Annotated in this window: 15 protein-coding genes; 12 read left to right on the forward strand and 3 right to left on the reverse strand. The window is 46.4% G+C overall.

All coding sequences use genetic code 11. The features are described 5' to 3' along the window. The first annotated feature begins 9 nt into the window (after positions 1-9). The 3 genes from K7R10_RS10270 (at position 10) to K7R10_RS10280 (ending at position 4,313) form a co-directional block, all read left to right on the forward strand. Positions 10-1,956 (forward strand): helix-turn-helix domain-containing protein, encoded by a 1,947-nt coding sequence (locus tag K7R10_RS10270; RefSeq protein WP_224484621.1) that lies wholly within the window; start codon positions 10-12, stop codon positions 1,954-1,956. A gap of 187 nt (positions 1,957-2,143) precedes the next feature. Continuing rightward, the gene (locus tag K7R10_RS10275; RefSeq protein WP_224484622.1) at positions 2,144-2,737 is read left to right on the forward strand and encodes a hypothetical protein; all 594 of its coding nucleotides are present in this window, start codon (positions 2,144-2,146) and stop codon (positions 2,735-2,737) included. Between the two features lie 238 nt (positions 2,738-2,975). Continuing rightward, the gene (locus tag K7R10_RS10280) at positions 2,976-4,313 is read left to right on the forward strand and encodes an amidohydrolase family protein (protein WP_224484623.1); all 1,338 of its coding nucleotides are present in this window, start codon (positions 2,976-2,978) and stop codon (positions 4,311-4,313) included. 10 nt (positions 4,314-4,323) lie between these two features. Here K7R10_RS10280 and K7R10_RS10285 read toward each other — a convergent pair whose 3' ends face one another. After that, entirely contained in the window at positions 4,324-6,135 is a 1,812-nt protein-coding gene (locus tag K7R10_RS10285; RefSeq protein ID WP_224484624.1) for a glycoside hydrolase family 15 protein, read from the reverse strand. A 79-nt stretch (positions 6,136-6,214) separates the two neighbouring features. On the opposite strand from K7R10_RS10285, the gene K7R10_RS10290 reads away from it, so the two are divergent. The 9 genes from K7R10_RS10290 (at position 6,215) to K7R10_RS10330 (ending at position 20,431) form a co-directional block, all read left to right on the forward strand. Then, a complete protein-coding gene (locus K7R10_RS10290) occupies positions 6,215-8,428 on the forward strand; it encodes a bifunctional alpha,alpha-trehalose-phosphate synthase (UDP-forming)/trehalose-phosphatase (RefSeq protein WP_224484625.1) in 2,214 nt (737 codons plus the stop codon). A 92-nt stretch (positions 8,429-8,520) separates the two neighbouring features. Further along, positions 8,521-9,855, forward strand: a complete 1,335-nt coding sequence (locus tag K7R10_RS10295; protein ID WP_224484626.1) for a M28 family peptidase — start codon at positions 8,521-8,523, stop codon at positions 9,853-9,855. A 131-nt stretch (positions 9,856-9,986) separates the two neighbouring features. Beyond that, complete coding sequence (locus K7R10_RS10300; protein ID WP_224484627.1) at positions 9,987-10,829, forward strand: dienelactone hydrolase family protein; 843 nt, start codon at positions 9,987-9,989, stop codon at positions 10,827-10,829. A 61-nt stretch (positions 10,830-10,890) separates the two neighbouring features. After that, positions 10,891-12,513 carry a M1 family metallopeptidase gene (locus K7R10_RS10305; RefSeq protein WP_224484628.1) on the forward strand — a complete coding sequence of 541 codons (1,623 nt, stop codon included), beginning with the start codon at positions 10,891-10,893 and terminating at the stop codon, positions 12,511-12,513. A gap of 92 nt (positions 12,514-12,605) precedes the next feature. Further along, a complete protein-coding gene (locus K7R10_RS10310; protein ID WP_224484629.1) occupies positions 12,606-15,809 on the forward strand; it encodes a VPS10 domain-containing protein in 3,204 nt (1,067 codons plus the stop codon). A 30-nt stretch (positions 15,810-15,839) separates the two neighbouring features. After that, positions 15,840-17,780, forward strand: coding sequence for a S9 family peptidase (locus tag K7R10_RS10315; protein ID WP_224484630.1), 1,941 nt, complete (start codon positions 15,840-15,842; stop codon positions 17,778-17,780). A gap of 72 nt (positions 17,781-17,852) precedes the next feature. Next, the gene (locus tag K7R10_RS10320) at positions 17,853-18,542 is read left to right on the forward strand and encodes a DUF2490 domain-containing protein (RefSeq protein WP_224484631.1); all 690 of its coding nucleotides are present in this window, start codon (positions 17,853-17,855) and stop codon (positions 18,540-18,542) included. 5 nt (positions 18,543-18,547) lie between these two features. After that, positions 18,548-19,768, forward strand: coding sequence for a bifunctional alpha/beta hydrolase/OsmC family protein (locus tag K7R10_RS10325; RefSeq protein ID WP_224484632.1), 1,221 nt, complete (start codon positions 18,548-18,550; stop codon positions 19,766-19,768). 57 nt (positions 19,769-19,825) lie between these two features. After that, complete coding sequence (locus K7R10_RS10330) at positions 19,826-20,431, forward strand: superoxide dismutase family protein (RefSeq protein ID WP_224484633.1); 606 nt, start codon at positions 19,826-19,828, stop codon at positions 20,429-20,431. A gap of 69 nt (positions 20,432-20,500) precedes the next feature. On the opposite strand, the gene K7R10_RS10335 is transcribed toward K7R10_RS10330, so the two are convergent. Together K7R10_RS10335 and K7R10_RS10340 are read right to left on the reverse strand one after the other, a co-directional pair. Then, complete coding sequence (locus K7R10_RS10335) at positions 20,501-22,042, reverse strand: acyl-CoA carboxylase subunit beta (protein ID WP_224484634.1); 1,542 nt, start codon at positions 22,040-22,042, stop codon at positions 20,501-20,503. Positions 22,043-22,045: 3 nt separating this feature from the next. Further along, entirely contained in the window at positions 22,046-23,488 is a 1,443-nt protein-coding gene (locus tag K7R10_RS10340; RefSeq protein WP_224484635.1) for an acetyl-CoA carboxylase biotin carboxylase subunit, read from the reverse strand.

The following is a 23,488-nucleotide window of genomic DNA, read 5'->3' on the forward strand; positions in this document are numbered from 1 at the left end:
AGAAAATCCATGCACATATCCATGCCGGAAAGTAAGGATGAATCATTATTACGCAAACTGCGGGAGATCGTGCTGTCAAATCTGGACAACGAAGATTTCTCTGTAACAGAGCTATCGGAAGAGGCCGGCATTAGCCGCTCGTACCTGCACCGAAAATTAAAGCAATTAAAGGGTCAGTCAGTCAGTCGTTTTATCAGAGAGATCAGATTAAAACAATCGCTTGAGTTATTGCTCGACGACAGCCTGACCACTTCAGAAATCGCTTATAAGGTAGGATTTAGCAGCCCTTCGTATTTTCACAAATGTTTTCACGACTATTTCGGGTATACTCCCGGGGAGATGAAAGAAATGTACCGTACTCGTCCCCAGCTGATTCACGATCACATACTGGGCACCACGCTCGACCTAAAAGATATTGTTGCTGAGATTCAGCAAACTGAAAAAGAAGGTACACCTGGTCCACTGGCAGATAAAATTTCCCGGAAACGTTTTTCAGCTGCAGCCATGCGCATGTTTCTGACCGTTCTTTTACTGCTCGCCATCATCATCACAGCCGGGCTGTTCTATTTCGGAAAGAAAGATGCAACTAAAGATAACTCCATTGCAGTGCTGCCCCTTACCAATCTCAGCAACGAGGTGGAAAACCGGTATTTTGCCGATGGCCTGGCTGAAGACCTGATCAACCGTTTATCGGGAGTAGACAGTTTTACCGTGATTTCACGTACCTCTTCAGACCGTTTCAGGGACCGCAAAGATCAGAGTCTCGCCCAGATAGCCGGTGAACTGGGTGTGAACTATATCGTGGAAGGCAGTGTTCAGCGCAACGCTGAGAAGGTTCGCATCAACATTCAACTTGTCGATGCAGGAACAGACAGTCAGGTATGGGGAAGCACCTATGACCGTGATGTGAACGATCTGTTCAGTGCTCAATCAGAAATAGCGGTCGATATCGCTTCAGAACTCAAGAAAGTGCTCACTGAAGCAGAGACCGTTTCCCTGAGACAAAACCGGACCACAAATCTCGAGGCCTTGGAATATTATCAACTGGGAACCATTGCTTTAAAGAAGGGAACGGGAGAAGGTTACGTAAGTGCTATCAACCATTTTGAAAATGCGATCGAGGCCGATTCGTCGTTCAGTCTGGCTTATGCCGGTATGGCCAGTGTTTATCGTATTATGGCTTGCCAGGGTTATATAGACAGAAGGGTTGGCAGAGAGCAGGCGCACGAACTTGCTTTGAATGCTCTTTCATTTGACCAATCTCTGTCTGAGGCTTACACCGTTCTGGGAAATATTTATTTTCGCCTGGACTGGGATTGGGAAAAGGCAGAAAATGCTTTCCTTCAGGCAATCGATTTCAATCCCAGTTATTCAGTGGTGCATCATCACTATGCAGCATTGCTCAACGCCTCAGGCCGGTCTGAGCAGGCGCGTCACCATCTGAACAAAGCGCAGGAACTGGATCCTCTGTCTTTCGTCATTAACAACTACAGCGCAGAAACCTATTTTAATCACGGTGAATTCGAGCAGGCCCTGAATGAAAACCACAAAGCGGCAGGACTGATCGCTGACCATCCGCTCACTGCCTGGCTGGAATTTCGTATTAATTATGCCTTAGACAAAGAAAACAGGGCACTGGAAGCATTTAAGGATTATGGATTGATCACCGGTGAATTTTTTCCCGAAGAGGCAGATTCGATCTTTCAACGTTCAGGGATTGAGGGACTACTTCAAAAGAAAATCTCCCTGAGTGACCAAGCCTACGAAAAAGCACTTTGCTATGCCATGATCGATGATCCTGAAAACACCTTTACTTTTTTGAATGAAGCCTTGCGTTCAGGCACCCTGCGACCTGATTTTTTAGCCGATCACTTCCTGCTGAAAACGATCGGAAAAGTACGCCTTGAACAATTGCTGGAGGAGGCCAAATCAGGTCAAACCTCAACGAATTCTTAATTCTTCTTAAACCCTTCTTAAATAAACAACATAAGTGCACATACAACATAGTTGCACTCCATAATTGCATTGATTTTCAACATGATTGCCACCTTCAGTCGTTGTTTTTACAGAATTTTATGGTAATCAAAGTTGGAACTCGTATACGGGTTCTTTAATCATTCATTAATCAAAAAATCCTAAAATCATGAAAACTTTAAAGATTAAACTCATCACGCCCTTATTGTTGTTATTCTTAGTCGCTTGTAGCAACGACGACGATTTTAACGACATACAGCAGACACCTCAGCCTCGTGTATTTGACAATGGAAATAATTCATCTTCTGAAGATTTAGACTTAACAACCAACTTTAGCACCGACGTGATCTCAAGTACTAACTCCAGTATAGATTGTCCTGTAGCAGGAAATACATTTACCACATTAAGAGGAAAGGGATCCAGCAATGCTATTGGAAACTTTACTATAGATATGAGTCTGTGTTATAATCCTGTAAACCTTGAAATATCATTGCTATCAGGTTCCATCACTGATATAGATGGTCACCAACTTTTTTTCGCACTTGATAATGAAAATACCGTTATAGACGAAGTTAAAGATTCGGACGATGGTTTAAAGCAATTCTCCAGGAACAAACTTCTTATTCAGGGAGGAACCGGAAAATACTCGAATGCTATTGGCGAAATGTTTACACAAAACTTTTTCTCACCGGATCAAAGTTCACAAAATCACACCTGGGTTGGCTATGTAACGCTGGATAACTCCGGATCCGGAATTCAATAGAGAACAGGAGGTCAATATTATTAGAATATTAAAAAACCTGTATCCCTACCTAAGCAGGGATGCAGGTTTTATATAATTCAGATCAGTTTGAGAATCATTAAAATAGGGTGAAACCCGGGGTCGTTGGTTGCTTAGGATTTTTTAAACGTTATGTTGAAAGGTCCCGGGTTTTTTTCATCCGTATTTTATCTTGAACCTGATAAAACTATTCAGTAACTTAGTCAGTAAAGTTTTTCCTATGCTTTACCGACTCCTTCTCGTCTTAGTTACTTGCTTCCCTCTTTTAAGCTACAGTCAAAATGATACCATTACGGCTCTGGTCGGCGTTACCCTGATCGATGGATTCGGCGGGAAACCGATACAGAACAGTGTTATTCTCATTAAAAATGATAAAATCCTGGAAGTGGGAAACCAGCAAAGTGTCGTCATTCCTGAAAATGCGGAGATTATTTCAACTGAAGGGATGAGTGTATTACCCGGGCTCTGGGATATGCATGTGCATACCATGATCAATGGGCATGCTGATTACACTTACTGGGATCAGACCTATCCGCCTCTGTTTGAAGAAGTGATCATGCCGGCCTCGGCTCAGCAGTTGCTACTGGCAGGTGTTACCAGTGCCAGGGATCTTGGTGCCCCCCTTGAACCGAGTATTGCAGTAAGGGATAAGATCAATTCCGGGGAAATTCCCGGAGCCACCTTATATGTTTCCGGTCCTTTTCTTCAGCACGAGCCTTATCCCGGAACCGATCACTTCAGATGGGGTGTTGCCTCAGAAAAAGAGGCAAGGGATAAAGTGAACAAATTGGCAGATGCAGGCGTCGACATGATCAAAGTAGTCGATCAGGATCAAATGCCCTATGAAGTTTTTAAGGCCCTGGTTGAGCAGGCGCATAAAAGAAACCTGAAAGTGGTGGCACATGCCCACAGACCAGAGGAGATCGAATACGGACTTATGGCAGGAGCAGATTCTTTCGAACATACAGGGCTTTCCTCTGCGCCTGAATATCCCGATCAGATCATGAACCTGATCAAGGCAAGAACAGCGAAGATGGATCTGGGTCCGCTATTCTGGTGCCCGACTGTAGAAGGCCTTTACAATTATGAATACACCCGTGATAACCCGGAAATGCTCGACAATGACAGCTGGCATCTGGGACTCCCTGACAGTATTATCACAGATATCAAACAAAGCATACAACATCCTGAACGTCTGCCTTATTTTCAGCTCACCCCCTCCCGCAAACCTACCCTGGAACGAAAGATCAAGCAACTTTTAAATGCCGGAGTGGTGCTCATGATCGGTACAGACAGCGGTATTCCCATGAAATTCCACAGTCAGTCTACCTGGCACGAATTAGATGTATGGGTCAATGAATTCGGCATTTCTCCCATGTATGCCATCAAAAGTGCCACTTACTGGCCTGCAAAATGGATGGGGGTTGACCATGAAACCGGAACCATCACTCCAGGGAAGTATGCCGATATCATAGCGGTAAAAGGTGATGTGTTACGGCATATTTCATTGCTCAGCGATGTTGATCTGGTCATCAAACACGGGAAGCGCTACAAATAAAACGCACGCTTTACCTGTGCTGCACGTTTTCCAGCACCCTCTCTTCATCAGTGATGAAATTGGAAAGATTAATGGCTGTTTCGATAAGGGCCAGATGGGAGTATGCCTGCGGAAAATTACCCAGCAAACGCTTGGTCTTAAAATCGATGTCTTCACTGAATAAGCCCAGGTGGTTACTGTAGGAAAGTAACCTGTCAAACAGATCTACCGCTTTTTCCCTTTCACCTATCTTGTTAAGAGCGTTGATAAACCAGAACGTACAGATGGTAAATGAGGAGGAAGGCAGCCCGAAATCGTCCTTGTTCTTATACCTGAACAGCAATCCGTCATAACTCAGTTCTTTTTCAACAGCCTTTACCGTACTGACGTATTTCGGATCTTTAGCCGAGATGAATCCGTAATCTTCCATCAGCAATACAGAAGCGTCAAGGTCTTCTGAACCGTAAGACTGGGTGAAAGCCTGCACTTTCTCACTCCAGGCATGTTCCATAATATCTTCCTTGATCTCGCGTTCGAGCGGCCTCCATTTTTCAAGCTTTTTATATTTCCCCAGTATCTGAGCCACCCGCAAGGCCTTATCAACTGCCACCCAGCAAAGTACCTTTGAAAAGGTAAAGTGCCGCTCTTCGGTTCTGAATTCCCAGATCCCTTTATCGGGTTCCTTCCAGTGACGTCCCACTACCCAAACAATGCCCTTGGTAATGGTCCACAGGTCTTCCGCATTTTCGATATCATTGGGAAACTTCACGAATTGCTGATAGATCACATCCATCAGAATACCGTAGATATCATTCTGTTGTTGTTTATAGGCGGCATTTCCGATACGAACCGGGGAGGAATTCTCATAGCCCGAAAGGTGATCGAGGGTATATTCTGTGAGTTCCTTTTCCTTATTGATACCATACATGATCTGTATCTTCTCATCTTTATCGGGCACCAGGTCTATGATAAAACGTAGAAACCGCATCGCCATATTCTTATGCCCCAGTTCGGTGACCACCTTGATCACCATCGAAGCATCGCGAATCCAGCAAAAACGGTAATCCCAGTTACGAACCTCTCCTATGGTCTCCGGAAGTGAGGTCGTGGCCGCAGCCAAAACGGCCCCGGTCTTGTCGTAACTCAATAACTTAAGGGTCAGCGCGCTGCGCTTGATCTCTTCCTGATACTTGCGGTAGCTGGGGGTGCGTTCGGTCCAGTTCATCCAGTAGACCATGGTACGGTTTAACTCCAGGTGGGCCCTTTCTGTATCAATCCTCATGATCTTTTCATTATATCCCAGGCTGAAAAAACCGTCTTTTTCGAGTTCTATCTCTTCTCCGTCAACCACTTTTTGTTTATCGAAATCGGTATAAAGAAATACTGTATCGAAACGATCGGTTCGGGTGAGACTAACGATAAAATCTTCCTTGACATAGGTGTGAGTGATATCCCTGGCATTTTCGAGCCTCGGATCGTAATGCACACGAAACTTTGGTTTCCCTGATATATACTTTATATAGCGTATGATGTCGGGTGGCGAATGGTGACCGTCTGCCCCTTCCTTTTTATATCTCGGCATGAAGTCATACACCTCAAAAGTGTCTTCCCCATTGCTGAACTGTGTCACCAAAATATTCGTATTCCAGAGATAATGCTGGCTGATGCGATAGTTGTCGGCCACCATAAAGGAGAAACTTCCCCCGATATCCTTATCTAAGATCCTCGCAAAAACCGAAGATGAATCAAACTGTGGCAAACAACACCAATCTATAGATCCCGTCTTGGAAATCAGTGCTGCACTGCGACAATTTCCAATGATTCCATAATCCAAATTATTCATTAATATAGATTTAATAACTTTTAACCGTCAATATTTCATTAAATTAACGAAAATAACTGAGGTAAACCAAGATAGCTCTATGAATAAAACCATTATCGTATCCAACCGTCTGCCCCTGCAGGTAAAGCTTGATAATAACGAACTGGAGGTTGTTCCCAGTGTAGGAGGTCTCGCTACCGGAATGCGCTCTGTGCATAAAGAGGGAGACGGGGTGTGGATCGGTTGGTCCGGACTAACGGAAGAGGAACTGGACGAATCGTTGGAAAAAAGGGTAGATGAAGCCGTAGCCAGGGAAGGCTGTGCGGCCGTAAACCTTAATTCAGATGATATCGATAATTATTACTATGGTTTCAGCAACCGAACCCTTTGGCCGTTGTTCCACTATTTTATGGAATTCACCGAATTCGAAAACACCTATTGGGAAGCCTACAAAAGGGTCAATGAAAAATTTGCTGAGGTGGTGCTTGAAAATATCGAAGAAGGTGACAACGTATGGATTCACGACTACCAATTGTTATTACTGCCAAAACTGATCAAAGACAAACATCCGGAAACCTCAATAGGTTTCTTTCTACACATCCCTTTCCCGTCTTACGAGATATTCAGAAGTTTTCCGTGGAGGGAAGAAATACTCGAAGGAATGCTGGGTGCCGATCTGCTCGGTTTTCACACCTACGATTACGAACGTCATTTTCTGAGTTCGGTAAAACGTATACTGCGTCTGGACGTGAAGTTTAATCAGATCACTTATCACGACCGAATCATCAAGGTCGACTCTTTCCCCATGGGTATCGATTATGCCAAGTTCGAAAATGCCGCCAAAAAACATATGGAGCAGACTGAAAAAGAGAAGTCTGACCTGCAAAAACGACTGGACGACCATATTGAGGAAGGCGCAAAAAGTACGCTGGTGCTTTCGATCGACAGGCTGGACTATACCAAGGGCATTCCAAACCGCATCAGAGCCTTCGAATACTTTCTGAATAAATATCCGGAATTCAAACAACGGGTTCGCCTAGTCATGCTTGCTGTTCCCTCACGCTCAAATGTTCCGCAGTACCAGAGGCTTAAGCGGGAAACCGATGAGCTTGTGGGCCGGGTAAATGGTGAGTTCGCTACGGTTAGCTGGACCCCCATCTGGTATTTTTACCGCTCTCTGCCTTTTGACAACCTGATAGATCTCTACACTTCTGCCGATGTTGCACTGATCACCCCGGTAAGAGACGGGATGAACCTGGTCGCCAAAGAATATGTGGCTACCCGCACCAAACAGGATGGAGTACTCATTCTCAGTGAAATGGCCGGAGCTTCGAAAGAAATGAACGAGGCGCTGCTCATAAACCCTAATAATTTTGAGGAGATCGCCGACACCCTGAAACGGGCCATAGAGATGCCGGTAGCTGAGCAACAAAGCAGGAATGCCATTCTGCAAAAACGACTCAGAAGGTACAGCGTCGAAAAATGGGCCTCTGAATTCATGCGATCACTGCAGGAAACCAAAAAGATCAAAAAACGCATCGTTTCCAAAAGACTTACCAAAAAAAGAAAGGAAAAGATGTTCAAGGCTTATAAAAATGCCAGCTCAAGGCTTTTGCTTCTTGACTATGACGGAACCCTTACAGGCTTTAAAGACAATCCGCAGAGCGCCTTTCCCGATGAAGATCTCTTCACCTTGCTCGACAGTCTTTATGACCATGACAATACCGATATTATCATCGTTAGCGGAAGGGATAAGGAAACTTTCGAAAAATGGTTCGGCGATAAAAATTATTCATTGATCACCGATCACGGGGTATGGCTGAAGCGTCACCACAAAGACTGGGAACCCCTGGAAAGGTTGAAAACAGAATGGATGGACAACATCAGGCCGATCCTGGAAACCTTCGTTGACCGCACCCCCGGTACATTTATCGAAGAAAAAAAATATTCACTCGCATGGCATTACCGCAAGGCAGATCCCGAACTGGCCCAGATCAGGACCATGGAATTACAGACCGTGCTCACCGGGCTTATTGCCAACGACGATCTCAGCGTATTAGACGGCAATAAGGTCATGGAGATCAAAAGCAGCCGGGTCAATAAAGGAACCGCTGTTTCCCGTGTTTTAGCTGAAAAACACTATGATTTCATTTTTTGTATCGGTGATGACTGGACCGACGAATACATGTTTGAAGAAATGCCATCAGATGCTTACACCGTAAAGGTCGGGTTTAAAAAGACCAAAGCGAGGTTCTATGTGAACAGCAATGAAGAAGTGAGAGAGATGCTTAGCTCATTTAACGAGCTGGAATAGGGAGTCTCACTTAAAATGACTAACCACCCGGGAATAAAAAGCTGTTTCCGGGTTTTTTATATTTTGGTACCTTTAGCTACAAATTTTGAAAAATGAAAAAATACCTACTCCTTTTAACTTTAGCGATCATGCAATTCGGGTTTTCGCAAACAGACCCCAGAATGTATGAGATTATAGCCGGTGTATCTGCAGACCGCATCGAAAATGATATTCAAACCCTGGCCGATTTCGGCACCCGACATACCCTGAGTGACACCCTGTCTGAAACAAGAGGTATCGGTGCTGCCCGACGGTGGATCAAGAGTGAGTTCGATCGTATTTCTGCCGGCTGTGAAAATTGCCTGGAAGTATTTTACCAGCGAAATTCAGTTGAAAAAGGAGCAAACAGCCGCATCGTCAAAGATGTCGAGGTGGTCAATGTAGTAGCCATACAGCGGGGGACCAAATACCCCAACCGCTTTATCATTATGAGTGGTGATATCGATTCAAGGGTTTCAGACCCTAACGATTTCACCTCAGATTCTCCCGGTGCCAATGACAATGCCAGCGGAATGGCAGGTACGATTGAAGCGGCCCGGGTACTCAGCGAATACGAGTTTGAGAACAGCATTATCTACACCGGACTTTCGGGAGAGGAACAAGGCCTTTTCGGAGGCCAGGGTCTTGCCGCATACGCTAAAGAACAGGGCTGGGAGATCATTGGCATTCTCAACAACGATATGATCGGTAATATCAGAGGTGTCGACGGGGTGATCAGCAATCGCGATTTCAGGATTTTCTCTGAGCCGGTTCCTCCCACCGAAACAGAAGGCGAACGAAGAGCCCGCCGTTTTTATGGCGGGGAAGTCGACGGCATATCCCGTCAGCTTGCGCGTTACGTACATAAAATGACCCGTACTTACATGCCTGAAATGAATCCGATGCTTATCTATCGTTTAGACCGATTCGGGCGTGGCGGTCACCACCGTCCGTTCAACGATGCCGGTTTTGCAGGGGTACGTATCATGGAGGCTCATGAGAATTACACTCAGCAACATCAGGACATACGTACCGAAGATGGTATTGACTATGGTGATGTGATCGATCACGTGAATTTCGATTACGCAGCCAAGCTCACGGCCGTAAATGCCATTACCCTGGCCGGGATCGCCTGGGCCCCTCCTGCCCCCGAGGAAGTTAAGATCGGTGGTATCGTAGAGCCCTCTGCTAAACTATCCTGGAAAAAGGTGGATGGAGCTGCCGGATATAAGATCTACTGGAGAGATACCACCTCCCCTACCTGGGACCATTCCCGATATGTGGGAGATGTCGATGCCTATACCCTCGAAGGTATTGTTATCGATAATTATTTTTTCGGAGTGGTAGCCGTAGACGAACAGGGACACGAAAGCGTGGTGAGCTTTCCCTCCGGGATCATCAGAGATTAAGATTTTGAACCATTTATAACATTGAAAAATGCCGGACGATTAACGATCCGGCATTTTTTTTCTGCTATTTCCGTGAAATACTTTTCGTATTTTTAAAGAAATCAATTCGATATGAAACCAACCTTCTCGATATGAAACCAACCTTCACCCTACTCCTGGTAACATTGCTTTTCACCTTTTCCTGCAAGCAGGAATCAAAAAAACAGGAAGAGCCGAAAGAGAAATCATCGATGGCATCGGCAGAGAGCGATCAGCTCTCTCAATCACCCCGTCACCATGAATGGATAGATCTCGAACGCGAGAACGGCACATTTAAAGCCTTTGTGGTATACCCTGAAACCGACCAGCCTGCAAAAGCAGCCGTGGTAATACATGAAAATCGCGGTCTTAATGACTGGGCCCGTTCCTTTGCCGACCAACTTGCTGCAAAAGGCTACCTGGTGATCGCTCCCGATCTTATTTCAAATACGGTCGAAGGCATCGAAAAAACCACTGATTTCGAAAACTCTGATAAGGCGCGGGAAGCGATCTATGCCCTTGACCCTGACCAGGTGACCAAAGACCTGAACGCAGCTTATAATTATATCAAGAACGATCCTGCTTCAAGCGGAACTGTTTTTGTTATAGGTTTTTGCTGGGGAGGTTCCCAGACATTCCGCTATGCCACCAACAACGATGATATCAAGGAAGCCCTGGTATTCTATGGTACCGCTCCTGATGATAAAAGTGAGCTGCAAACCATCAAATGCCCGGTATACGGATTTTACGGCGGCGATGACAACCGTGTAAACAGTACGATTCCAGCCACCGAAGAAGCGATGAAAGAATTCGGTCTCACCTATGAATATGTGATCTACGAGGGAGCCGGTCATGCCTTTATGAGACGCGGTGCCCAGAGTGATGCCGAGCCGGCTAATAAGGAAGCCCATGACAAGGCATGGGACAGGCTGCTATCAATTCTGAAGCCTGAATGAGCCGTAGCCGGACACTTTATACAAAACAGAGGTTTTCTTATTTTTGGTAAAATTTGAATCCATGAAGAAAACTTTCGTTCTCCTGCTGATCCTTCTGGCTGCCAACCTGCATGCCCAGAAATTTACCCGGCAAGATACGCTGAGAGGAAGCATCACTCCTGAAAGGGCCTGGTGGGACCTGAATTATTACCATCTCGATATTCAGATCGATCCTCAGGCACGCACCATTAAAGGCACTAATGCGATCAGGTTCACCCCGGTTAATCCCGGCAAGGTCATGCAGGTCGATCTGCAACGACCTATGAAGATCAATAAAGTCACCTTCCAGGATGATGAATTAACCTTCAAAAGGGATGGCAATGCCTGGTTTTTCTATTTCGATGAAATACCCGAAGCCGATAAGGTTCATGAGGTGATCGTGCATTATTCCGGAAAACCGAAAGAAGCCGTACGGGCTCCATGGGACGGAGGTATTTCCTGGGAGGAAGATAAGAACGGGAATCATTTCATCGCCACTTCCTGCCAGGGACTGGGTGCCAGCGTCTGGTGGCCCAATAAGGATCATATGTATGATGAAGTTGACAGCATGAAGATCAGTGTCAGGGTTCCCGATAAGCTTATGAATGTTTCCAACGGAAGATTAACGAAAGTCACCGAACACTCCGACGATACCAAAACATGGAGCTGGTATGTTGACAACCCCATCAACAACTATGGGGTTAATGCGAACGTCGGTGATTATGTGACTTTTGGTGAAACCTACCAGGGCGAAAAGGGAGCGCTTGATATGCAGTATTATGTACTCAGCTATAACCTTGAAAAGGCCAGAGAACAATTCAAGCAGGCTCCCATGACCATTGAAGCTTTCGAACACTGGTTTGGCCCCTACCCCTTTTATGAAGATGGATTCAAACTGGTCGAAGTTCCCTATCTGGGTATGGAACACCAGAGCTCGGTGACCTATGGTAATGGCTACCAGAACGGATACCTAGGTTCTGATCTTTCAGGTACCGGATGGGGACTGAAATTTGATTTTATCATCGTTCATGAAACGGGCCATGAGTGGTTCGCCAACAATATCACCTACAAAGACATCGCTGATATGTGGATCCACGAAAGTTTTACCGCCTATTCAGAAGGGCTCTACCTGGAATACCACTTCGGCAAACAGGCTGGTGCAGAATATCTTATCGGCACCCGTGCAAACATAGCGAATAACCGTCCGATCATCGGGCCCTACGGAGTGAATAAAGAGGGATCGTCAGACATGTATCCTAAGGGTGCTAATATGTTACATACGCTCAGGCAGCTCATCGATGATGATGAAAAATGGAGGGCGATTCTCAGAGGTCTCAATGAAGAATTCTATCATCAGACGGTCACCAGCAGACAGATCGAGAACTATATCAGTGAAAAAGCAGGAAAGGATCTCAGCGCATTTTTCGATCAGTACCTGCGTGATACCAGAATACCGATGCTCCAATACAGAATAGAAGGCAACCGCCTGTTCTACCGCTATACCGATGTGGTAAAAGATTTCGACATGCCGGTAATGGTGAAGATCGACGAAGAAGAAAAATGGCTCTATCCTGATTCGACCTGGCAAAAGCTTAATAGCGAAAATGATATAAAAACCCTTCAGGTCGATCCTGATTTCTATATACGAAGCAGTAAGGTGGAATAAACCCGGAGTGACGTTATTAACAAGCCTTTAAGAGTTCGTCTGTCAGTTTTATTTAATTTTAGACCTAATTCTAAGCTAACTTTCAAACCGTAATGAAAAATCTACTTGTGTTGGGGATGCTCCTGTCGTCCCTTTTTACCTTTTCACAGGAAATCAACAAAGAACTGTTTCAGGATCTGAAACCCCGTAACATAGGCCCCGGGGGAATGAGTGGCCGGGTTACTGCTATCGATGTGGTAACCGATGACCCCGATGTGATGTACGTAGGTACTGCTTCGGGCGGATTGTGGAAAAGCACCTCAGGAGGGGTTGACTGGAAACCGATTTTCGATGAGCAGCCTACTGCCTCGATCGGAGCGGTGGCCGTTCAGCAATCGAATCCTTCCGTAATCTGGGTGGGTACCGGTGAAGGTAACCCGAGAAACAGCCTTAACGGCGGTTACGGAGTCTACAAATCCCTGGATGGCGGTAAATCATGGACATCTATGGGACTTGAAGAAACCCGTCATATTCACCGGGTGATCATCGACCCCACCGATCCGAATACAGTATACGTAGGTGCTATCGGTTCTCCCTGGGGAGAGCATGAGCAGCGTGGGGTTTACAAAACCACCGATGGGGGTAAAACCTGGAAAAAAGTACTCTATGTCAATGAAAGAACAGGTGCGGCCGATCTGGTTATGGACCCGACAAATCCGAATAAATTATTTGCTGCCATGTGGGAACACAAGCGTGATCCGTGGTTTTTCAAATCAGGAGGTGAAGGCAGCGGTCTGTATGTGACTCATGACGGCGGTGAGACCTGGAAAGAACTCACCGAAAAAGACGGCCTGCCAAAGGGAGACCTGGGAAGAATAGGTATTGCGGTCTCCAAAAACAAGCCCAACATTGTTTATGCGCTCATCGAGTCGAAAAAAAATGCGCTGTATAAAAGCGAAGACGGTGGGTTCAACTGGAAGAAAATCAACGACAAGTCTGACATCGGAAACCGCCCGTTCTACTATTCTGAAATTTACGTAGACCCGGAGAATGAAAACCGTGTATTTTCGATTTTCACCTACGTGAACGTTTCACAAGACGGAGGAAAGAATTTCGAAGAATTGATGCCCGCCTATGGTGTTGATAACGGGGTTCACCCTGACCACCATGCCTGGTGGATCCACCCTGAAGACGGAAGCTTCATGATAGACGGGAATGACGGGGGCTTAAACATCACGCGCGACGGAGGTAAGACCTGGCGTTTCGTAGGCAACCTGCCGGTAGCCCAGTTCTATCACATCAGCACCGATAACGATTATCCGTACCACGTATATGGAGGTATGCAGGATAATGGTTCCTGGAAAGGTCCCGCCTATGTCTGGAAAGACCAGGGAATTCGCAACTCTTACTGGCAGGAGATCGCCTTTGGTGATGGATTTGATGTGGTGCCTGACCAAAAAGATCCAAGGTTCGGATTTGCAATGAGCCAGCAGGGTTATGTTTCACGTTATGATGCCGAAACCGGAAATAATTATACCGTGAGACCTACTCACCCCGATCCTGATGTGAGACTGCGTTTTAACTGGAACGCTGCTATCGGGCAGGATCCCTTTGATCCCAATACCATATATTTCGGAAGCCAGTTCGTACACAAAAGCACTGACCTGGGACTCACCTGGGAAGTGATCTCTCCCGATCTGACCACAAATGATCCGGAAAAACAAAAGCAAAGCGAGAGTGGCGGACTGACGATCGATGCTACGGGTGCTGAAAATTATACCACCATACTGGTGATCGAACCCTCTCCCCTGGAGAAAGACATGCTTTGGACCGGTTCTGACGACGGTCGCGTACATTACACCACTGATGGTGGTGAAAACTGGACCGATGTTTCGAAGAACATCAAAGGATTGCCGGAGGGAAGCTGGATCGTTCAGATCAGGGCCAGTAAATACAACAAGGGCGAAGCCCTGCTCGTAGCCAATGACTACAGAAGATACAACTACACACCCTATGCCTACAGAACCACCAATTACGGGAAATCGTGGGAACGCATCGTCGATGAAGAAGATGTTCATGGGTATGCATTGTCGATCATACAGGACCCGGCAGAGCCAAACCTGATGTTCCTCGGAACCGACGACGGGCTGTATGTATCATTCGACCGTGCTGAAAACTGGCAAAAGTGGACCAACGGATATCCTACCGTTTCAACCAAAGACCTGGCCGTACAGGAAAGAGAAGGTGATCTGGTTATAGGAACCTTCGGTCGTGCCGCATGGGTACTTGATGATCTTAACCCTTTACGCACCATTGCAGCAGACAAAGAACTCTTAAGCTCAACTCTGGCTCTCTTTGATCCGCCGACAGCCTACCAGGCTTCCTACCAGCAACCCACGGGAAGCCGTTTCGGAGCTGATGCCTTGTTCCAGGGTGAAAATAAGCGACGCGGAGCCATGATCACTTACCTGCTTAATAAGAAAAAGGCAGATACTGATAAAGCAGAGGACGAAACCTCAGGGGATGAATCTGAAGAAGAAATGAAAGAAAAAGAGGTGAAATGGGACTCGCTGACCCTTAATATCTATGACGGAGAGCGACTCATAAGAACCCTTAAAGAGAAAGCTCCGAAAGAGAACGGTTTTCATCGTACGTACTGGTACATGAATGAAAAAGGAGCTGATTATCCTTCCAGAAGTCTCAGAGAACGCAGAAGAGAGCCTTCAGGTGTTGACGTACTTCCCGGAACCTATCGCCTGGAAATGATCTATGGAGATCAGACTGCTACCAGTAGCATCACTGTGAAATCAGACCCCAGAATCGAGTACCGCAAAGAAGACCTCATCGAGGTTTATAATGCAGGTAAAAAGATAGAAGGGTGGACTCAGACCGCGGCAGATGCCGTAAGACAACTGGCAGAAAGCAAACAGGCCGCCAATACGCTGAAATCAAGATTTAAAGCAAAAGACAAAGAAGCGTTCAAAGCTCAGATAGACAGCTCAGAGGCGATCGTGAAGGAGATCGACAAGCTGCTGGCCATCTATCTCGGTGAAGTGGATGAGAGACAAGGTATCACCAGAAGTCAGGAGCCTAACGTTACCAACCGTCTGAGTCTGGCAAGCCGTTATGTACAAAGCAGAAAGACCGGAGTAACCGCCACTGAAGAGCAGCTTATGCAACAAGCCAAAAATGAACTTGATGCGGCTCTGGAAAAAACCAATGCCTTCTACCAAAACGAATGGCCGGCTTATGAAAAGGCGATGAAGGCGGTTGAAATTTCACCGTTCAAAGAAACCAAAACATTTACGGCTGAATAGAAGGCCGAAACCAACCAAAAACCGATTAAAATGATCAAAAACACCGCAATTTTCATAATGGCAGCCACCCTTCTGGGCGGCTGCCGTTCTGATAAAGACAATTCAGTGCCGGAAGATGCTGAAGTCGCAAAATATTCCATAGAGCAGTTCATGGATAACGAGAATGCCTGGCCTAACGGCTATTCACCTGATCTCTCGACCGTACTTGTCACCAGCAATCGCTCCGGTATCTTTAACATGTACACGGTTCCTGCCGAAGGAGGAGAATTACAGCCTGTAACCCAGTCAGACAGTGCCTCAGTATGGGGAATTTCATATTTCCCGAATGACAAAAGGATACTGTTCAGAATGGATGACAACGGAGATGAAGTATACAAACTCTTTGTTAAAGACAGTTCGGGCATTAAACGCCTCACTCCTGCAGAAAATGTGCGTACCACCTTCTACGGCTGGTCACAGGACGGCGATTCATTCTTTTACCAAAGCAATGAAAGAGACAGCAGGTACATGGACCTGTACGAAATGGATGCCCAAACATTTGAAAGTCGTTTGATCTACGAAGTTAAAGATGGTTTCGAGGCTGCCGATCTTTCACCAGACAAGCAGTTCCTTTCATTGGTCAAGCCGGTTAACACCAACGATACAGACCTCTTCATTCTGAACCTGGAAACCGGAGAGCAAAAGCAGATCAACGAGTCCCTGTCAGGGAATTATTCTCAGGACTTCGGGCCTGAAGGTGAGTGGTTCTATTACACCACCGACGAAGGTGCTGAATTCAGCTACCTGATGCGGTACAACCTGAAGACCGGCGAAAAGGAGAAGGTAGCCGAAAAAGACTGGGATATCATGAACTTTTATTTCACCCACGACGGAAAGTACCGGGTGATGATGATCAATGAAGATGCAAAAAACACCCTGGAGGTCACCGATAATAAAACAGGAGATCAAATAGCCTTTCCTGAATTTCAAAACGCATACGTGGCAAATATCTCGTTCTCCAGAGATGAAAGCAAAGCGCTTCTTAGCGTAGGAGGTTCGCATACTCCGACCAATGCATACTCGTATTCGCTGGAAAACCGGGAACTACACAAATTAACCGAGGTACTTAATCCTGAAATTGAGGCAGATGATCTGGTTCGTTCAGAAGTGGTTCGATTCCGATCATTCGATTCTCTTGAAATCCCTGCCATCTACTATGAGCCCAAACAGGCTTCAGTAGAAAATAAGGTTCCTGCCCTGGTATGGGTTCACGGAGGCCCCGGCGGACAATCGAGACAGAACTTCAGCGCATTCATTCAGTACCTTGTCAATCACGGTTATGCCGTGCTTGCCGTTAATAATCGTGGCAGCAGCGGATACGGAAAGACCTTCTATCAGATGGATGATCAGAATCATGGCGACAAGGATCTGAAAGACTGTATCGCCGGTAAAGACTGGCTGGCCCAGCAGGACGTTATAAACCCTGATCAGATCGGAATCATTGGTGGATCGTACGGAGGGTATATGACCATGGCGGCACTGACCTATGCACCTGACGAGTTCGAGGCAGGGGTCAATCTTTTCGGCGTAACCAATTGGATCAGAACCCTGAAAAGCATCCCGCCATGGTGGGAATCATTTAAAGACGCCCTGTATAAAGAACTCGGTGACCCGTATAGTGCCGATTCAGTGAGACTGCGGGAAATATCTCCCCTCTTTCATACCGATAAGGTGAAAAAACCGCTTATCGTACTTCAGGGAGCAAAAGATCCACGGGTACTACAGGTTGAATCAGATGAGATCGTTGAAGGAGTCAGAGCTAATGGGGTACCTGTAGAATATGTGCTTTTCGAAGATGAAGGTCATGGTTTTGCCAAGAAGGAAAATCAAATCAAAGCCTATGAGAGCATCTTGAAATTCCTGAACACCCATTTGAAAAAAGAAAGCGATGATCCTGATATGACCGAACAAAAGGATGTATCAGCCAATTGATCAACAATTATAGTATTTCATAAATTCCTGTTCAGCTTTTGCGGACAGGAATTTTTTTTAAACACCTCATTTATGCAACAAAATTTCACCATCACTCTTATTACCCTGATAGCCATAACCTGCTTGTCTTCGACGCTGTTTGCCCAGGAACGGGGCGATGAGAACTGGGGCGCCTGGTACATGTATTTCGGAACGAATAAGATCGCTGAAAAATGGAGTATTCATACCGAAGCCCAGTTTCGCTATTACGAAGTCACCACCAATTTCAATCAGATGCTGCTTCGTACGGGAATGAACTATCATATCTCTGACAACGCCATTGCCACCCTGGGTTATGCGTTTATCGAAACCGACCTGCTTTTTGAAGAATTTCAGGGAGAACCCAACAGTCTTGAAAACAGGATTTTTGAACAGTTCATTCTTAAGAATGAAGTTGGGAATTTCGCTTTTGAACACCGCTACCGGCTGGAACAACGCTTCCTGCACCTGAACGAGGTCAACGAGACACAGCATCGTGCGAGATACCGGCTCCTTTTGACATATCCGCTTGATGATCAATGGTTCCTGTCGGCATATGATGAAATATTTATTAACTTACAGGATCCCATTTTCAATCAGAATCGTCTGTTTGCTGCACTGGGATACAAAATTAAAGACAACCTGAATGTGCAGTTGGGTTATTTGAAAAATCACTTCTCAGGTATCGATTTTGATCGCCTTCAGCTGGCCGTATTTTTCAATACCGATTTCACCAAAAATTAAAGTCTATGCCTCCTAAAGTCATCAGGTTCAAAAACAGGAACGGTGCTGAACTCTCCGGCAGACTCGAGTTGCCTGCAGACCGTCACCCGCACAGTTACGCCATTTTCGCACATTGCTTCACCTGTACAAAGAACCTTACAGCCGTAAGAAATATCAGTAGGGCACTCAACTCTTTTGGTTTTGGTGTCTTACGATTTGATTTCACCGGTCTAGGTGACAGCGAGGGTGATTTCAGCGAAAGCGATTTCTCAGGAAACATCTCAGACCTTATAGCGGCCTCAGACTTTCTTCAAAAAGAATTTATGGCGCCCAGACTGCTGATAGGCCATTCCCTTGGTGGTGCAGCCGCCATTTATGCCGCTGCAAAACTGGATAATATCGAAGCCGTCGCAAGTATCGCCGCTCCTTCAAGTCCTGATCACGTTATAAATCTCTTCAGGGAAGACCTCGGTGAGATCGAAAAAAAAGGAAAGGCCGATGTGAATATCGGAGGACGGAATTTTACGATCAAAAAAGAATTTCTTGAAGATCTCAGGTCGGTTTCCATGCCTGATGTATTGAAGAAATTGAGAAAGCCTTTATTATTGCTTCACTCCCCTCAGGATACCATTGTAAGCATTGAAAATGCAAAAGCGATCTATGAAGCTGCCTTTCACCCGAAAAGCTTCATCTCTTTAGACGGAGCTGATCACTTACTTACCGATATTGAGGACTCAGCCTATACCGGGAACGTGATCGCTGAATGGGCGGCCAGGTACATAGATTATCCTAAAGAACCGGAGATCAGTTCCAGGCATGAGGTAGTGGCCCGCCTTGAAGCCGAGAACAAATTCACGACCACCATGAAGCTGGGACGACATTATATCACAGCCGATGAGCCTGTATCGGTGGGTGGAAATGATTTCGGCCCTACCCCCTATGACTTCCTCTCGGCGAGTCTTGCCTCCTGTACGGCCATGACCGTTAAAATGTATACCGACCGAAAGAAGTGGCCGCTGGAAAGCATCGAAGTGCATGTGAGTTATTCCAGGGAGCATAAAAAAGATTCTCAGGAAGCAGAATCGGGAAAAAACCCTCAGATCGATGTGTTCGAAAGGGAGATCATTGTAAAGGGCATCACCGACAAAGCACAGCTTGATAAAATCCTGGAGATCGCCGATAAATGTCCGGTTCACCGCACGTTGCACTCAGATAATGCTGTAAAAACAAGACTTGTCGAAGATTGATATTTTGCAGGTATTGGCAGACTTACTATCTTAGTATGAAACAATTAAAACACCAACATGAAAAGAATCATAGGAATAACAGCCATTGCAGCGATGTTAGCAATGACATCCTGCAAGGGAAAAGAAGAAAAGAAAGACGAATTACCCGCTGAAGACACCATGACCACCGAATCTGCAGCCACCGAAGGCAAGATGGGAATGGAGGATACCAAAAAGGTGACCGTTGAAATGATGTCTAAGAGCGGTAGTGATGTCAAGGGTAATGTGGTATTCACCCAGGAAAACGGAGAGGTTAATATGACCGCTGTTTTTGACGGTCTTGAGCCCGGGGAACATGCCATTCACCTGCATGAGGAAGCCGACTGTTCAGCAGACGACGCTACCTCGACAGGTGGCCACTGGAATCCGACCTATGCTCAGCACGGAAAATGGGGTGATGCCGAAGGTTACCACAAAGGTGACATCGGAAACTTTACAGCAGATGAGAACGGAAACGGAACCATCACCTTTGAAACAGATGAATGGTGTATCGGATGCGGCGACACCAACAAGGATATTCTTGGTAAGGCCGTGATCGTTCACCAGGGAACCGATGACTTCACTTCGCAACCAAGTGGCGCTGCAGGTGCCCGTGTAAGTTGTGGTGGCGTGATCATGGAATAATACAGTAACCAACCACTTTTTTATAAAGGAAGGTCCGGAACGCCTGAGCGCATTCCGGACCTTTTGTTATTACAGGGGGATGTTACCGTGTTTTCTGTCGGGTCTGTCTACCTTTTTATTTTCAAGCATGCTAAAACCCTTCAATAACTTACGGCGGGTATCTTTCGGGTGGATCACCTCATCTATGAAGCCCCGGCGAGCAGCCCGGTAGGGATTTGCGAATTTTTCGGCATATTCCTTTTCCTTTTCGGCCAGTTTCGCCTCTGCATCATCGGCAGCCTTGATCTCTTTTCTGAAAATGATCTCACTGGCACCCTTTGCTCCCATCACGGCGATCTCGGCTGAAGGCCAGGCAAAGTTCAGATCAGCTCCTATATGTTTTGAATTCATCACATCATAAGCCCCTCCGTATGCCTTTCTAGTAATGACGGTGACCTTGGGAACCGTAGCTTCACTAAGGGCATATAACAATTTTGCTCCATGAACGATAATCCCGTTCCATTCCTGGTCGGTACCGGGCAGAAACCCCGGAACATCAACCAGTACCAGTAAAGGAATATTAAAGCAATCGCAAAAACGGGCGAAACGCGCTCCCTTCACAGAGCTTTCAACATCCAGTACACCCGCCAGGTGCATGGGCTGATTGGCAATAATACCGATGCTGCGGCCACCCAGGCGTGCAAATCCGGTAATGATATTCTGGGCAAAATCCTTATGGATCTCATAAAAGCTTTCCCGGTCGATGATCTCGCTGATCACCGAATGCATATCATATGGCTTGTTCGGATTATCAGGTATGAGTTCAGTAAGCTTTTCACGTATTTCCTCCGCAGGTTCGAACGGATATTTTTCCGGCTTCTCCTTATTGCTCTGTGGCATGTAAGAGATCAGTCTTTTAATCTTTTCCAGGCAATCCACATCGTTGGTGGCCGTTAGATGTGCCACCCCTGATTTACTAGCGTGGGTTTGGGCACCACCCAGTTCTTCGGCTGTGACCGTCTCGTTGGTCACCGTCTTTACCACATTGGGCCCGGTTACGAACATATAACTCGAGTTTTCGACCATAATAGTGAAATCGGTCATAGCCGGTGAATATACCGCTCCTCCCGCACAAGGCCCCATGATGGCTGAGATCTGAGGTATCACACCCGAGGCCTGCACGTTGCGGTGAAAGATATCTGCATATCCTCCTAAAGAGCGCACTCCTTCCTGAATACGGGCACCCCCTGAGTCATTCAGCCCGATGAGGGGCGCACCCACTTTTACAGCCATATCCATGACCTTACAGATCTTTTCTGCATGGGTCTCTGAAAGAGCACCACCAAATACCGTAAAGTCCTGGGCATAAATATAAATGAGCCTCCCTTCGACAGTACCGTAACCGGTCACGACACCATCGCCGTAATACTGCTCATTTTCCATTCCGAAGTCTGTGGTACGGTGAGTGACCAGGATCCCCATCTCCTCGAAAGATCCTTCGTCGAGCAGGTATTCGATTCGTTCCCGTGCTGTTAATTTTTTCTTTTTATGCTGCTTGGCGATGCGTTCTTCACCACCGCCTAGTTTTGCTTCAGCTATTCTTTTATTTAATTCTTCTATTTTTTCCTGCATGATCTAAGCTATTGGTAAACGTAATTTTTTCTGGTCTTCCCGATATTGTCTGAGTGCGAGCAGGGCTGCCAGCCTTGCTTCTTCCCGGTGCTGTTCCTCCAGCAATTCTCCCCTGTAGTGATCTTTAACAAAATGCGTATCGAAATCACCTGTTACAAAAGCCTCATGCTTCAGAACAAAGGTTCCGAAAGGCAGGGTCGTAGCCACTCCTTTCACACGGTATTGCCTGATGGCCTCCAGTAACAACTGAATGGCTTCATCACGACTCTTTCCGTGACAAACCAGTTTAGCCAACATAGGATCGTAATAAATAGGCACTTCCATTCCCTCTTCAAAACCGTTGTCAACCCTGATCCCGGGGCCTTCCGGCAAGCGGTAGGTCTCCAGGGTTCCCGTGCTGGGCAAGAATCCGTCTACCGGATCTTCAGCATACACCCTTAGTTCGATGGCGTGACCATCAATAGTCAGATCTTCCTGTTTAAATGGCAGTTCTTTTCCCATAGCAACCTCCAGCTGCAGTTTTACAAGGTCGAGTCCGGTGATCATTTCAGTAACCGGATGCTCCACCTGCAATCGGGTATTCATTTCCAGGAAGTAGAAACTGTGATCGGCATCGAGAAGAAACTCAACGGTACCTGCTCCCACATAATCACATGATTCTGCCACCCTGAGGGCAGCCTGCCCCATACGATCCCTTAGGGCGGGAGTGAGCACACTGGAGGGTGCTTCCTCAACCACCTTCTGATGTCTTCTTTGAATACTGCACTCTCTTTCAAAAAGGTGTACGCGGTTACCATGCTGATCTGCCAGCACCTGAATTTCGATATGACGCGGAGATGTCACATACTTCTCGATGAAAACAGAACCGTCACCAAAAGCAGCTTCCGCCTCACTGATGGCACGTGACATCTGAGATTCCAGATCCTTTTCCTTTTCAACGATACGCATTCCCTTTCCACCTCCTCCGGCTGATGCCTTGATCAGAACAGGAAATCCGATCTCCCGGGCGATATCCATCGCCTGCTTTGCATCTTTTACCGCCTCCTCGGTACCCGGTACCAGTGGAATATCATATTTTAAGACCGCTGCTTTCGCCGCCAGTTTGCTTCCCATGGTTTCTATCGAAGTGGGAGAAGGACCGACGAACACCAAACCATTATCGGTCACCTTCTTCGCAAAGCCGGCATTCTCACTGAGAAATCCATATCCCGGATGAATGGCTTCCGCTCCGGATTCCTTCGCTACCGCGATGATCTTATCCTGTGCCAGGTATGATGTGGAAGACTCCGGTCCGCCAAGGCAGTAGGCCTCATCGGCTATTTTCACATGAGGGGAATTCCTGTCTGCTGTCGAATAAACAGCCACTGTCTGAATGCCCATTTTCCTGGCGCTCTGAATTACACGTACCGCGATCTCTCCGCGATTAGCTATCAATAATTTCTTCAT

Source organism: Robertkochia aurantiaca, assembly GCF_020166495.1.
GTDB lineage: Bacteria > Bacteroidota > Bacteroidia > Flavobacteriales > Flavobacteriaceae > Robertkochia > Robertkochia aurantiaca.

Excerpts from the sequence above, each read along its gene's own strand:
- K7R10_RS10270 (WP_224484621.1), top strand. The coding sequence starts at position 10 with ATGCACATATCCATGCCGGAAAGTAAGGATGAATCATTATTACGCAAA.
- K7R10_RS10275 (WP_224484622.1), top strand. The coding sequence starts at position 2,144 with ATGAAAACTTTAAAGATTAAACTCATCACGCCCTTATTGTTGTTATTC.
- K7R10_RS10280 (WP_224484623.1), top strand. The coding sequence starts at position 2,976 with ATGCTTTACCGACTCCTTCTCGTCTTAGTTACTTGCTTCCCTCTTTTA.
- K7R10_RS10285 (WP_224484624.1), bottom strand. The coding sequence starts at position 6,135 with ATGAATAATTTGGATTATGGAATCATTGGAAATTGTCGCAGTGCAGCA.
- K7R10_RS10290 (WP_224484625.1), top strand. The coding sequence starts at position 6,215 with ATGAATAAAACCATTATCGTATCCAACCGTCTGCCCCTGCAGGTAAAG.
- K7R10_RS10295 (WP_224484626.1), top strand. The coding sequence starts at position 8,521 with ATGAAAAAATACCTACTCCTTTTAACTTTAGCGATCATGCAATTCGGG.
- K7R10_RS10300 (WP_224484627.1), top strand. The coding sequence starts at position 9,987 with ATGAAACCAACCTTCACCCTACTCCTGGTAACATTGCTTTTCACCTTT.
- K7R10_RS10305 (WP_224484628.1), top strand. The coding sequence starts at position 10,891 with ATGAAGAAAACTTTCGTTCTCCTGCTGATCCTTCTGGCTGCCAACCTG.
- K7R10_RS10310 (WP_224484629.1), top strand. The coding sequence starts at position 12,606 with ATGAAAAATCTACTTGTGTTGGGGATGCTCCTGTCGTCCCTTTTTACC.
- K7R10_RS10315 (WP_224484630.1), top strand. The coding sequence starts at position 15,840 with ATGATCAAAAACACCGCAATTTTCATAATGGCAGCCACCCTTCTGGGC.
- K7R10_RS10320 (WP_224484631.1), top strand. The coding sequence starts at position 17,853 with ATGCAACAAAATTTCACCATCACTCTTATTACCCTGATAGCCATAACC.
- K7R10_RS10325 (WP_224484632.1), top strand. The coding sequence starts at position 18,548 with ATGCCTCCTAAAGTCATCAGGTTCAAAAACAGGAACGGTGCTGAACTC.
- K7R10_RS10330 (WP_224484633.1), top strand. The coding sequence starts at position 19,826 with ATGAAAAGAATCATAGGAATAACAGCCATTGCAGCGATGTTAGCAATG.
- K7R10_RS10335 (WP_224484634.1), bottom strand. The coding sequence starts at position 22,042 with ATGCAGGAAAAAATAGAAGAATTAAATAAAAGAATAGCTGAAGCAAAA.
- K7R10_RS10340 (WP_224484635.1), bottom strand. The coding sequence starts at position 23,488 with ATGAAGAAATTATTGATAGCTAATCGCGGAGAGATCGCGGTACGTGTA.